Raw genomic sequence first — 12,653 nt, 5'->3', positions numbered from 1 at the left:
ATTTCATTTGATTGCTTGTTGCATATCTACCCATATAAAATTCCTAACGGAATTATGGGCAGCTAATTTATAAATCAAAAAATCTCAAATAGAGTTCCATGAAACAAATTTTTTTCACTTTTGTTTTTCTTCTAATTGCAAGTTTTACGCACAGTCAAATTCCAAAAAGTGGAATTTACTTCTATACAATTCATCATGCGGAACATCCTAATCTGAAAGTCACAACAAAGTGTAGAGTGGAAATAAATGGCAATAAAGTGAAAGTAATTTATGTTGGTGGAAATCTTTCAAATATTAAAAAAGGAGATATTCTTGATGAAGGAATAATTTTGAAACATAAAAGCGGGAAATGGATAATTGGTAAGAAACAAAGTGACACAAAACTTGAAGAAATTGGAGGTTGCACTGATGGACCAAGTGAAATTAATTTTAAAAAGAAAATTTATTGGATGTGTTAATATAAAAACAGCCGATAATTGCGTATAGAAAATATTGCTCCTCTATTGCTAATGGAATTATTGTTAGCTAATTTAAAAATAAAAAAAATCCTGTTAGGGATTTAATACGGGTAGACAATCGTTTAAAAATAAATCAGAATCCCTTTAGGGATGATATAAAAATACAAAAGTCGATCTGGAGCGATCGACTAGTGCGGTGAGGTGTAACTTCCTTTCGGAATCCTCGATGCAAATATATAACTTAATTATTAGTTATGAATTATGAGTTATAAGTTATTTTAAAAAAAATAATCGTCGTGAGATTTTACAATTCATAACTCATAATTTATAATTCATAACTATTTCGGATTTGCCAGTCTTTTCAATATTGCCCATTGCTTAAGTGCATCACGGGCATCAACAGCCGGATAACCTAAGACAACTTTTCCGGCTTCAACATCGGCTGCTACTCCGGAACCGGCACCAACAATGGCACCATCGCCAATAGTTAAATGGTCTTTTATAGAAGCGCTTCCGCCAATTATTACGCCATTTCCTAAAGTTACCGAACCAGCCAAACCTGAATTTCCTGCCATGATGCAGCATTTTCCAAGTTTTGAATTGTGTCCGATTTGTACCAAATTATCAATCTTGCAGCCATCACCAACTACAGTCGAACTGAATTTTCCTCTGTCAACACAAGAGTTAGCTCCAATTTCTACCGCGTTTCCAATGATAACATTTCCAATGTGCGGAATTTTTACCAAGCCTTTTTCCGGGCAAGGTCTAAATCCAAAACCATCAGCACCAATGGTGCAATTAGGATGTAAAATGCAATACGCTCCAATATGACAACGCTCACGAATTACAGTTCCGGACCAAATAGTAGTGTTTTTTCCAATGCTGCATTCGTCAAGAATTGTAACATTTGGATATATGGTAACATTATCTCCGATGGAAACATTTGGTCCAATGTAAGTTCCGGCTCCAATTTTAGTTCCGTTTCCTATAGTGGCCGATTTATCTATTATTGCTGTCGGATGAATGTCAACTTCAAAAACTGGGTCAGCAGGAGTAAAGAGTTCCAAGACTTGTGACATCGCCAAATCGGCATTTTTTACTTTTATAAAAGCCCGATTTTCACCGGGTTCAATCGAAATATCCTGATTCACTACCGCCACACAAGCTTTGGAATTTCCCCAATACTTTTCGTATTTTTTGCTTCCAATAAAAGAAATTTCGGTTTCAGAAGCAGCTTCCAGTTGTTCCGGTGCTGTTATTTTACAAGCTGTTGTACCAACAATCTCGCCATGTAAAATGTCATTAATTTCTTGAATTGAATAGGAACTCATATTTGCGTTGTATTTTGATTATTTCTCAAATTAAGGCAAATGAATTTGAAAATCCTATAATATTAACCTAAATAATTGCGAATTTCATTCTTCCTTTTGTCCCATCATCATCAGATAGGCTTTCAAAAATTTATCAATATTGCCATTCATAACGCCATCAACATCGCTGGTTTCATAGCCGGTACGCACATCTTTGACCAATTTATAGGGTTGCATCACATAGTTTCTGATTTGCGAACCCCATTCAATTTTCATTTTTCCGGCTTCGATATCGGCGCGTTGTGCCTGCTGTTTTTTGAGTTCAATTTCATACAACTGCGAACGTAACATTTGCATTGCCCGTTGCCTGTTGTCTTGTTGCGAACGTGTTTCCGAACATTGAATCTGAATTCCGGTTGGTTTGTGAACCAATTGAACTTTGGTTTCAACCTTATTTACATTTTGTCCACCGGCACCACTTGATCGCGAAGTTGTAATTTCAATATCGGCAGGATTGATATCAATTTCAATGCTGTCATCAACCAATGGATATACATAAACAGACGCAAAAGAAGTATGACGTTTGGCATTGCTGTCAAAAGGAGAAATTCGCACCAAACGATGTACACCGTTTTCGCCTTTTAAATAACCAAAAGAGTATTCGCCTTCAAATTCTAAAGTCACCGTTTTTATACCCGCAACATCGCCTTCCTGAAAGTTGAGCTCTTTGATTTTATAACCTTCTTTTTCGCCCCACATCATATACATTCGCATTAGCATGGATGCCCAATCGCAACTTTCGGTTCCGCCTGCTCCAGCCGTAATTTGGAGCACAGCACTCAAACTGTCGCCTTCATCAGAAAGCATGTTTCGGAACTCTAAATTCTCAATATGTGTGTTAGTCAGTTCGTATTGTTCATCGAGTTCTTCTTCGGAAGCATCGCCATCTTTGAAAAATTCGTAAATAATCTGAAGTTCTTCTGCCATGGCATTGCCCTTTTCAAAATCTTCAACCCATTTTTTCTTGGATCTCAAGTTTTGAACAATAGCTTCAGCCTCCTTTGGGTTGTTCCAAAAGTCGGGCGCAAAAGTTTTTTCTTCTTCGTTAGTGATTTCTATAAGTTTGGCATCAATGTCAAAGATACCTCCTCAACGCACCAAGGCGCTCCACAATACCTTTAATTTGTTCGGTATTTGTCATAAATAATGTAGTTTTGTGTTTTTATTATTGGATTTATCCTGAATTTATTTCAGGAGCTATTCCCGCTATCCGTTTCAATCTTTTTAATTTATACTTCGACAAGCTCAGTATGACAAATTAAAAAGGATTTCCACTGCTATCGGGGCTAGAATCCACCACAAAAATAGACTAATATTCTTTAAATGGAAATAAATTTAATCAGCGATACCGTAACCAAACCAACACCCGAAATGCTTCAGGCAATGTTTAATGCCAAAGTAGGTGATGATGTTTTCAAACAAGATCCAACCGTAAATGCTTTTGAAAAAATGGTCGCCGATTTATTCGGGATGGAAGCCGCCTTGTTTTTTCCAACAGGCACTATGGCAAACCAAACCGCGATTAAGTTAAATACCAATCCGGGTGACCAGATTATTTGCGATAAATGGTCGCATATTCATTTGTATGAATCGGGCGGCGCTTCTGCCAATAGTGGTGTGAATTTTAATTTATTGGATGGAAATCGCGGAATGATTACCGCAGCGCAAGTAAAAGAAGGCATCAATGATCCTGAGTTTTATCACGTGCCTTTATCTAAAATGGTTGGGATTGAAAACACAACGAACAAAGGTGGTGGTGCTTGTTATGAAATTGAAGAACTCCAAAAAATAAAGCAAGTTTGTGTTGACCATAATTTGAAATATCATTTAGATGGTGCACGTTTATGGAATGCCATGATTGCCAAAAAACAGCAACCCAAACAATTTGGACAATTATTCGATACCATTTCAGTTTGTTTTTCTAAAGGATTAGGAGCACCAATTGGGTCTGTTTTACTTTCCGATGCTGAAACGATGCACCGCGCTTTGCGTATCCGAAAAATATTTGGTGGCAACTTAAGACAGTCGGGTTATTTGGCAGCAGCCGGAATTTACGCACTACAAAACAACATCAACAGGTTAGAAGAAGATCATCGCAGGGCAAAAGAATTAGGAACACAACTCGAACAATGTTCGTGGGTTGCTGTTGTTGAACCTGTAGAAACGAATATTGTTATCTTTTCACCACAACCACATATTGAGGATAAGATAGTCATTGAAAAGCTAAAGCAAAAAGGAATTTCAATCAGTATAATGTCGAAAGGAAAGTTAAGAATCGTTACCCATCTTGATTACCGTCAGGTGATGCATGAATATGTTTTGGAAACTTTGGAGAAGATCAATTTTTAAGTTTCAAAACTTGTTAATTTCTAAGTGTATAACTTCCTGCAACATCTAAAACTTATGCAGGCATAATACTTATTTTTGTATCTACAAAAAGACTGTAAATGCCTGAAACCATACTTCAAATACCAGTAGCCAAAATAATTCCACACACTCTGGAAAAGCACGGTCATGTCCGTACTGATAATTATTATTGGTTAAACCAAAGAGAAAATCCGGAAGTGATTGATTATCTCAATCGGGAGAACGATTATTACCAGCAATCAACGGCGCATACCAAGGAATTTCAAAAGGATTTATTCGAAGAAATGAAAGCCAGAATCAAGGAAGATGACGAGTCGGTTCCTTATTTCTACAATGGTTATTATTACATTACGCGTTTTGAAAAAGGCAAAGATTATCCAATTCATTCACGCAAAAAAGGAAGTCTCGAAGCCAAAGAAGAAATCCTGTTTGACTGCAATGAAATGGCGAAAGGTCACACCTATTTCAACTTATCAGGGTTGAGTATAAGCGAAGACAATACGATGGCAGCTTTTGGAATTGATACGGTTTCGAGAAGACAATATACGATTCAGGTTAAGAATTTGGTTTCAGGAGAAATCCTTGCGGTGAAATTAGAGAACACCACTGGTGGTTCAACTTGGGCAAGTGATAACAAGACGTTGTTTTATTCCCGAAAGGATGAAGTAACGCTTCGTGCGGATAAAATTTACAAGCATAAAATCGGAACTGCCGCCGATAAAGACACTTTAGTTTATTTTGAAAAAGATGAAACTTTTGATGTTTCGGTTTATAAATCGAAGTCGAAGAGATATTTGATTATCAATTCGAGCAGCACATTGACAACCGAATACCAAACGGTTTTATCGGCTACGCCGGATGCTAAATTCAAAGTGTTTCAGAAACGAACACGTGGCTTGGAATATTCGATGTCGCATTTTGGAGATCATTTTTATATTGTAACCAATAAGGACAAGGCAACCAATTTCAAGCTGATGAAAACACCCGAAGAAGCGACTTCAAAGGAAAATTGGGTTGATGTTATCGCGCATCGCGATGATGTTTTGCTCGAAGACATTGATATTTTTAAAGATTATCTGGTTGTGACGGAGCGTTTCAATGGTTTGAATCACATTCGGATTATGCCTTGGAGTGGGAAAGGGGAATATTATTTGCCTTTTGACAGCGAAACTTATATGGCGTATACAACAACCAATCTCGATTTTGACACCGAAATACTTCGTTATGGTTATCAATCGTTGGCAACTCCGGCTTCTGTGATTGATTTCAATATGAAAACCAAAGAAAAAAACGTACTGAAAGAGCAGGAAGTTTTGGGTGGAAAGTTTGATAAAAACAATTACAAAGAAGAACGTATTTGGGCCACCGCCAAAGACGGAACCAAAGTGCCAATCTCGATGGTTTATCGAAAAGAGAATACTAAAAACGGTAATAATCCGTTATTGTTATATGCTTATGGTTCGTATGGCGTGACTATGGATTGCCATTTTTCATCGGTGCGATTGAGTTTGTTAGACCGCGGATTTATTTATGCGATTGCTCATATTCGTGGCGGGGAAGATTTGGGAAGAGAATGGTATGAAAACGGAAAGTTGTTAAAAAAGAAAAATACGTTTACCGATTTTATCGATTGTTCCCAATTTGTGATTGATGAAAAGTATACTTCAACTGAACATTTATATGCTGAAGGTGGTTCAGCTGGTGGACTTTTGATGGGAGCAATTATTAACATGGCACCAAATTTGTATAAAGGGGTCGTCGCGCAAGTGCCATTTGTGGATGTTGTTACGACGATGTTGGACGAAACGATACCATTAACAACCGGAGAATATGACGAATGGGGAAATCCAAATGTTAAAAAATATTATAATTATATGCTTTCGTATTCGCCTTATGATAATGTTGTGGCGCAAGCCTATCCAAACTTGTATATTTCTACAGGTTTGCACGATTCACAGGTACAGTATTGGGAACCAGCGAAATGGGTTGCCAAACTACGCATTTTGAAAACAAATAATAATCAATTATATTTGGATACCAACATGGATGCAGGACATGGTGGCGCATCGGGAAGGTTTGAAGCCATTAAGGAAATAGCCAAAGAATACAGTTTTTTGTTAGATTTAGAAGGAATAAAAAAATAGTTTAAAATATTTTATTAAATTTGCAAAGTTTAGAAGTCCGTAAATTTGGCTTCATAATATGCCTTGACTAGTTTATTTATGAAACAAGATATAAAAGCACACGATAATGTATTAGGTCTGATAGGGAATACTCCTTTAATTAGGCTTAACAAAATCACCGAATCTTTACCAGGAAATTTTTACGCTAAGGTTGAAGCTTTCAACCCTGGACACTCCACCAAAGACAGAATTGCATTATATATTATAGAAGAAGCTGAAAGACAAGGAATTCTTTCTCCTGGCGACACTATCATTGAAACTACATCAGGAAATACCGGTTTTAGTTTGGCAATGGTAAGTATCATCAAAGGATATAACTGCATTTTAGCGGTTAGTTCAAAATCTTCCAAAGATAAAATTGATATGTTGCGTAGTTTAGGCGCTAAAGTATATGTTTGTCCGGCTCACGTTTCTGCTGATGACGAGCGTTCTTACTACAATGTTGCTAAGCGTTTGCACGAAGAAACTAAAGGTTCTATTTATATCAATCAGTATTTCAACCAATTGAATATTGACGCGCATTACAAATCTACAGGTCCTGAAATTTGGGAACAAACCAACGGAAAAATTACACACTTAATTGCGTGTAGCGGAACAGGTGGAACAATCTCAGGCGCAGCCAAATATTTAAAAGAAAAGAATCCAAATATTAGAATTTTAGGTGTTGATGCTTTTGGTTCGGTGTTGAAAAAATACCACGAAACCAAAGAGTTTGACGCTGATGAAATCTATCCATACAGAATAGAAGGATTGGGTAAAAACCTTATTCCAACTGCTACTGATTTCGACTTGATTGATCATTTCATGAAAGTTACGGATGAAGAAAGTGCACACACTACAAGAGAAATAGCTAAAAAAGAAGGTTTATTTGTTGGTTACACTTCTGGTGCGGTGATGCAGGCTATCAAACAATACGCAGAAGAAGGAGAATTTACAGAAGAGAGCAATGTTATCGCAATCTTCCCTGATCATGGTTCTCGTTATATGAGCAAAGTATTTAGCGATGACTGGATGAATGAACAAGGTTTCTTTGACAGCATCAACGCTGAAGAAGTTCAGAAAGTTGAGTTTATTAAGTAATCTACTTATCAGATATAAAAAAACCTCCGAGATTCTCGGAGGTTTTTGTTTTATCGCATGGTTTTGTTCACGTCGTTGTCATCATATTTTGCCTTGAATCGGTTTAGATTGTCAAGGTTAATGTCACCATTCAGGTCAATTACTTTTTCCTCGATTAGCAATGCAATCAGGAATTCCCATTTTCGGGTGCGGAAGTTTTTAGATTGAATAGTAACTTTTTGTTGTTCAAAAACCAGCTTCTTGCCGTCATCCTGTTTGATTTCTGTACCGTTGGTGTCCACCAGCATATGCACCAATACTTCCTTCGTGTTTAGTTTATAAACATACAATTCGTTGTTAAATGATTTTTTGGCAAAGCTGAAAGCCGGTTTGTCACCAACATAGACAATGCTTTCATTTAATTTGATTTCCTGTGCGCTTAGTGTAGTTGTTGCTAAAAATAGTATCGTTAAATAAATTAGATGTTTCATAGCTTGTGATTTTATGAAGACTAAGGTACAAAATTCCTAACTAAAACCGCTCGGGAAAATTAAACCGTAGAGTTGACAAATGCCATATAGTAATTTATACAATGTAAGGTCGTTAACAACAGTACTTCTTTGTTTTCAAAATTGTCAAACTCGTTTGACGTTTCAATATTGAAGTCAAAGGTTAATTTTGACCATTTGAAATCGGTTTCAACCGCAAGCAGTTCTTTTTCGTCGGTGTCAATAAGAATGTAGTTGCTACTCCATAAACTTTTTAATCGCAGCAGGTATTTTTTATCACTGTCATTGAAATGAATTACAATTCCTTTCCAACCCATTTCAAAATACAGCAAGACTTTGTCGTCTTTTTTCAGTTCAATTTTCGAATCCCAAAAACCTTTAGGCTCGAGTTGGTAAATTGAATTGTCAGCCAAAAGTATATCCGCTTTAAAAGAATACCATTTTGAATATTTTAGTTCACCAATATTGCTATTATTCATGGTCAAACTAAATTCTCTTGAGTTGGTTGAATTTGCTTTGTAATGTCCCATTTTATCTTTTTGTTATTGTATTGCTTGAATAAATTTTTTCATTTCGTCCATCTTTCCTATTGTAATTCTTGTCCATTTACCTTGCTCTTCATATATTCTTCCTCCTTCAATATTATTGTTTTCCAATAGTTTGAAATAGTCCTTGTTGTAGTTGGAAAGTGAAAAATAGATAAAATTTGTATTAGAAGAAATGCACTCACAATTTAATTTTTTGAGTTCGCTGATAGTATATTGTCTTACATTTTCATTTAGCAAGTAGCAATTTGAAACAAATTTATCATCCTTCAACGAAGCTATAGCAGCAAGTTTTGATAATACACTAACGCTATTATTTGTATTGGATTGCAAATTTGTCAAATTATCAATTATTGTTTTGTCCGCAATTGCATATCCAATCCGTGCTCCAGCCAAACCATACATTTTGGAAAATGTTTTGACGATAATAATATTTTTTTTGTCATTTACGATATTGCTAAGGGATTGCTGTTTAGTAAAGTCCAAATATGCCTCATCAATTAATACAATTGTATTTTGTGAAATCTTGGTTACAAATTCTACCAATGCTTCTCTTTCACAAATTGTTCCTGTCGGGTTGTTTGGATTGCAGATGTACACAAGTTTTGTGTCATTATTTACAGCTTCCTGCATTGCTTGTAAATTAATTTTCTTATCAGTAGTTAGAGGTACTTTATTTTTCGTTAAACCTAAATTATCTAATGTAACTGTCCAATAATCATAGCTTGGGTCTGCTATTACATAATTTGCGCTGCCAGTCACCTTCGGTTCGTGTCCTTTGCCAAGTGATACAAATTTTGCAACCAAATCTAAAATTTCAGTTGAACCAGCTCCCAACAATATGTTTTCGTCTTTAACACTGTTTTTTTTTGCAAGGTCAGAAATCAGTTGTGTCGCAACATCCCAATTATATCGGTTACTAATATTCGCATTGTCTACAAACGCTTTCCTTGCTAATGGAGATGGACCATAAGGGTTTTCATTTGAACGTAAAAAAATTAAGTTAGTATCAGTCTCAAAACTAGTAATTAAATTTTCTGACACAAGAGGAGAAGCAAATGAATTGAAGTTTGTAAGTCCAATACCAGCTACTCCAATTCCGATTTTTTTCAGCCAAAGTCTTCTGCTCGTTTCCATATTTTCTTTTTCTTTAACAAGTCTTTAAAAAAATAGTTTGTTACAACCGCGAAGTGTTAAAATTGTCTGCTAACTTATAAATAGACACAACTTCCATTTGCAAGGAACGATAGTCTAAAGTAAAAGTACCAAAATTTTCCCTACAAAAAAAAACGCCAGGCAAAGCCCAGCGTTTTCTATATCTAATAATTTAAAAATCTATTCTTCCATCGTATGATACACGTTCATCACGTCATCATCTTCTTCAATTTTCTCGATTAGTTTTTCTACGTCAGCCATTTCAGCTTCGGTTAGTTTTTTGGTAATCTGTGGAATTCTTTCAAATCCTGAAGATAAGATTTCAATGCCACGGCTTTCCAATTCTTTTTGGATGGCTCCAAAACTTCCGAAAGGCGCATAGATTAAGATTCCGTCTTCGTCAGCAAAGATTTCTTCGGCACCAAAATCGATGAATTCTAATTCTAATTCTTCAATGTCGATATTGTTATTCGGAATACGGAAATTACAGGTATGGTCAAACATAAATTCCACCGAACCTTGTGTTCCCATCGTACCATTGCATTTGTTGAAATAACTTCTGATGTTGGCAACAGTTCTGTTGTTGTTGTCAGTTGCGGTTTCAATTAAAAGCGCAATCCCATGTGGTGCATAACCTTCAAAAAGCTGCTCTTTGTAGTTGGCTGTATCTTTATCGGTTGCTTTTTTAATCGCACGTTCCACGTTTTCTTTCGGCATGTTTGCCGATTTTGCATTTTGTATAACGGCACGCAAACGTGAGTTGGCTTCCGGATTTGGTCCGCCTTCTTTCACCGCCATTACTATATCTTTTCCTATACGTGTAAACGCTTTGGCCATGGCTGACCAACGTTTCATTTTTCTTCCTTTTCTAAATTCGAATGCTCTTCCCATTACTAAGCTGTTTTTTTATGCTAAAATTGAGTGCAAAAATAAGGTATTATTCGGTTATTGCAAATTCATTTTGTTAACCAAATTATTGCTTTACGGTTTTAAATTATTTACGTCATACAAAATATTAGTCGCTTCCAGTATATGAAAATTTTGTCTAATATTTTTTATTCTTTCGGTAGTGTTGGTTTGCATAAAATCATCCTTTTTCTGAATCTTGATATCGGCAGCATTTAATTCAACCGTTATTGGATACACTTTTTCAGTTTCTTTTTTAATCTCTTTCCAAAGTGAATTAATTTGGTTTACATTGTCAAAAACAGCACTGAATTGCAAAACTACAGGTGGCAAATCAGCATCATACAAAGGATTTATTTTGGTGTTAAGATCTTCTATTTCAATCGCATCAGTGTTTTCGGTTATTCTTTTTTTACTGGCTGCAATCGCATCGGCATAAATAAGATTCTCAATATGATTGTATTTTAAGCCATGTATTTCATCATTTTTAAGTGCCGTATCATAACTGTTTTCTCTTGGCATTTGCTTGTCAAACAATAACGGAATTTCAACATCAGGCGTAATGCCATCGTATTGATTGCTTTTCCCTGTTAGTCTGTAGAATTTTTCTAAGGTTAATTTCAGAAACTCATCGTTGTTTTCATTTATTGGAAAGATGCGCTGCATGGTGGCTTTTCCTAATGATTTATTTCCAATGACAATCGCCCGATTGTAATCCTGCATGGCATTGGTGAAAAATTCGCTTGCCGAAGCTGAAAATCCATTAATCATTATTACCATTGGACCATTATAAAGAGTTCCAAGAATTGAATCCGGAATGACTTCTTTATTGTTTTTATTATTATTCATGATTGCCAATGGTCCATCGTTTATAAATAAACCCGAAAGTCGTACAGCTTCTTCCATCGAACCGCCTCCATTATTCTCAACATCGATAATTAATCCATTGATTTGCTCATCTTCTAATTTGTATATTTCATTCGCAACATCAACCGTAATACTCGATTTCCCATTTTCAAAGGTGGAATAAAAGCTCGGGATTTTGATATAACCAAACGTTGCATTGTCCGTTTTTAGTCTGAAACTATAGACATTGTTTTGGTAATCTTTCAGAATTTTTTTTACTAATCGAACGCTGTATATTTCACCGCTTTTTTTTCTGAAAGTAAAAATGGCCGTTTTATACTCTTTGGAAGTGATGATTTCATCAATTTTTTTCATCGAAGCACAAGCAGTTTCGTACTCGGTTTTCTTATACTTGATTTTTAATAATTGGTCACCAACACTTATTTTATTAGTAAAATAGGCTGAACTTCCGGGAATAATATCGTCAACAGTCAATTCATCTTTTTCAGATAAGGAAACATAGAGTCCAAAAGTCAGATTGTCGGAACTGACGGTTGAGAAAAATTCCGATTTATCGTTTTCTGAAAAATATTCGGTATGCGGATCAAAATAGGAGCAGAAAACAGAATAAAATGCCGCATTAAATTCAGTTTCTGACATTTGGTAACTTTCCGTTTTACATTCGTATCGGTCAAAGACTTTCTTTTTGTTAGAAATGGCAAGCGCTTCAAAATTAGCTGTCAATGAATCTTTATTGGTGCTTAATTCTGCAACTTCGCGCAATACATTGAACAGTATTCTTTTTTTATACAAGCGCTTTAATTCGGCTTCATCGTTTGCATACGGAAATGCTTTTCTGGAGAAAACAACTTTTTCATCGCTCGAAAGTGGAAAATCTTCGTTTTTTAAAGAAGCAATAATTGCCGAATAACGTGCGATGGATTTAGAATATGCAGCGTAAAAATCATGAAGAAAAGCACAATCATGCCCATTGATATAATCATCAATCTGGTATTCGTGTTTCTTTAATTCGTTAATTTCTGGAGCAATGAACAATCTGTTTTCTTCGTCAAGCCGACTTAAAAAAGTTTTGAAAGCATAAACAGATAAACTATCGTCAATTGGCTTTGGGCTATAATGATTCTCTTGAATTAGTGCATTAATACTTGCTAAAGTCTCACAAGGATTTTTCTCTTTTTGGCTTAAAGCCAGAAGAGGAAGCAACAGTACTAATTGCAAAAGTTTTTTCACACAG

Annotated in this window: 11 protein-coding genes; 4 read left to right on the top strand and 7 right to left on the bottom strand. The window is 35.7% G+C overall.

Annotated features, from left to right (window positions below; translation table 11 throughout):
• The first annotated feature begins 98 nt into the window (after positions 1-98).
• Positions 99-458: a hypothetical protein gene (locus GS03_RS10935; protein WP_136152582.1), complete on the top strand. Its 360-nt coding sequence runs from the start codon at positions 99-101 to the stop codon at positions 456-458.
• A gap of 338 nt (positions 459-796) precedes the next feature.
• On the opposite strand, the gene lpxD is transcribed toward GS03_RS10935, so the two are convergent.
• Positions 797-1,789 carry a UDP-3-O-(3-hydroxymyristoyl)glucosamine N-acyltransferase gene (gene lpxD, locus GS03_RS10930; protein WP_136152581.1) on the bottom strand — a complete coding sequence of 331 codons (993 nt, stop codon included), beginning with the start codon at positions 1,787-1,789 and terminating at the stop codon, positions 797-799.
• Between the two features lie 84 nt (positions 1,790-1,873).
• A protein-coding gene (gene prfB, locus GS03_RS10925) for a peptide chain release factor 2 (RefSeq protein ID WP_136152580.1) occupies positions 1,874-2,969 on the bottom strand; the annotation gives its coding sequence in 2 pieces (ribosomal slippage) (positions 1,874-2,905 and positions 2,907-2,969; 1,095 coding nt in all).
• A gap of 182 nt (positions 2,970-3,151) precedes the next feature.
• Between prfB and GS03_RS10920 the strand changes: the two genes are divergently transcribed.
• From GS03_RS10920 to GS03_RS10910, 3 genes are all read left to right on the top strand, one after another.
• Positions 3,152-4,177 carry a threonine aldolase family protein gene (locus GS03_RS10920; RefSeq protein ID WP_136152579.1) on the top strand — a complete coding sequence of 342 codons (1,026 nt, stop codon included), beginning with the start codon at positions 3,152-3,154 and terminating at the stop codon, positions 4,175-4,177.
• A 98-nt stretch (positions 4,178-4,275) separates the two neighbouring features.
• Complete coding sequence (locus GS03_RS10915; protein ID WP_136152578.1) at positions 4,276-6,339, top strand: S9 family peptidase; 2,064 nt, start codon at positions 4,276-4,278, stop codon at positions 6,337-6,339.
• A 78-nt stretch (positions 6,340-6,417) separates the two neighbouring features.
• Positions 6,418-7,458: a PLP-dependent cysteine synthase family protein gene (locus tag GS03_RS10910; RefSeq protein WP_136152577.1), complete on the top strand. Its 1,041-nt coding sequence runs from the start codon at positions 6,418-6,420 to the stop codon at positions 7,456-7,458.
• 50 nt (positions 7,459-7,508) lie between these two features.
• Here GS03_RS10910 and GS03_RS10905 read toward each other — a convergent pair whose 3' ends face one another.
• The 5 genes from GS03_RS10905 to GS03_RS10885 all read right to left on the bottom strand — a co-directional run bounded on the left by GS03_RS10905 (position 7,509) and on the right by GS03_RS10885 (position 12,649).
• Positions 7,509-7,928 carry a hypothetical protein gene (locus GS03_RS10905; protein WP_136152576.1) on the bottom strand — a complete coding sequence of 140 codons (420 nt, stop codon included), beginning with the start codon at positions 7,926-7,928 and terminating at the stop codon, positions 7,509-7,511.
• A 59-nt stretch (positions 7,929-7,987) separates the two neighbouring features.
• Positions 7,988-8,476 carry a hypothetical protein gene (locus GS03_RS10900; protein WP_136152575.1) on the bottom strand — a complete coding sequence of 163 codons (489 nt, stop codon included), beginning with the start codon at positions 8,474-8,476 and terminating at the stop codon, positions 7,988-7,990.
• Positions 8,477-8,488: 12 nt separating this feature from the next.
• Positions 8,489-9,628, bottom strand: a complete 1,140-nt coding sequence (locus tag GS03_RS10895) for a pyridoxal phosphate-dependent aminotransferase (RefSeq protein ID WP_136152574.1) — start codon at positions 9,626-9,628, stop codon at positions 8,489-8,491.
• Between the two features lie 198 nt (positions 9,629-9,826).
• A complete protein-coding gene (locus GS03_RS10890; protein ID WP_136152573.1) occupies positions 9,827-10,537 on the bottom strand; it encodes a YebC/PmpR family DNA-binding transcriptional regulator in 711 nt (236 codons plus the stop codon).
• A 90-nt stretch (positions 10,538-10,627) separates the two neighbouring features.
• Positions 10,628-12,649 (bottom strand): S41 family peptidase, encoded by a 2,022-nt coding sequence (locus GS03_RS10885; protein WP_136152572.1) that lies wholly within the window; start codon positions 12,647-12,649, stop codon positions 10,628-10,630.
• Between the last annotated feature and the right edge of the window lie 4 nt (positions 12,650-12,653).

Origin of the sequence: Flavobacterium sangjuense, assembly GCF_004797125.1 — a bacterium.
GTDB lineage: Bacteria > Bacteroidota > Bacteroidia > Flavobacteriales > Flavobacteriaceae > Flavobacterium > Flavobacterium sangjuense.
Note: the sequence above shows the minus strand (reverse complement) of the source record. Positions and strands in the feature narration are given on the sequence as shown.

Coding starts and splice junctions, on each gene's coding strand:
- GS03_RS10935 (WP_136152582.1), top strand. CDS start 99: ATGAAACAAATTTTTTTCACTTTTGTTTTTCTTCTAATTGCAAGTTTT.
- lpxD (WP_136152581.1), bottom strand. CDS start 1,789: ATGAGTTCCTATTCAATTCAAGAAATTAATGACATTTTACATGGCGAG.
- GS03_RS10920 (WP_136152579.1), top strand. CDS start 3,152: ATGGAAATAAATTTAATCAGCGATACCGTAACCAAACCAACACCCGAA.
- GS03_RS10915 (WP_136152578.1), top strand. CDS start 4,276: ATGCCTGAAACCATACTTCAAATACCAGTAGCCAAAATAATTCCACAC.
- GS03_RS10910 (WP_136152577.1), top strand. CDS start 6,418: ATGAAACAAGATATAAAAGCACACGATAATGTATTAGGTCTGATAGGG.
- GS03_RS10905 (WP_136152576.1), bottom strand. CDS start 7,928: ATGAAACATCTAATTTATTTAACGATACTATTTTTAGCAACAACTACA.
- GS03_RS10900 (WP_136152575.1), bottom strand. CDS start 8,476: ATGGGACATTACAAAGCAAATTCAACCAACTCAAGAGAATTTAGTTTG.
- GS03_RS10895 (WP_136152574.1), bottom strand. CDS start 9,628: ATGGAAACGAGCAGAAGACTTTGGCTGAAAAAAATCGGAATTGGAGTA.
- GS03_RS10890 (WP_136152573.1), bottom strand. CDS start 10,537: ATGGGAAGAGCATTCGAATTTAGAAAAGGAAGAAAAATGAAACGTTGG.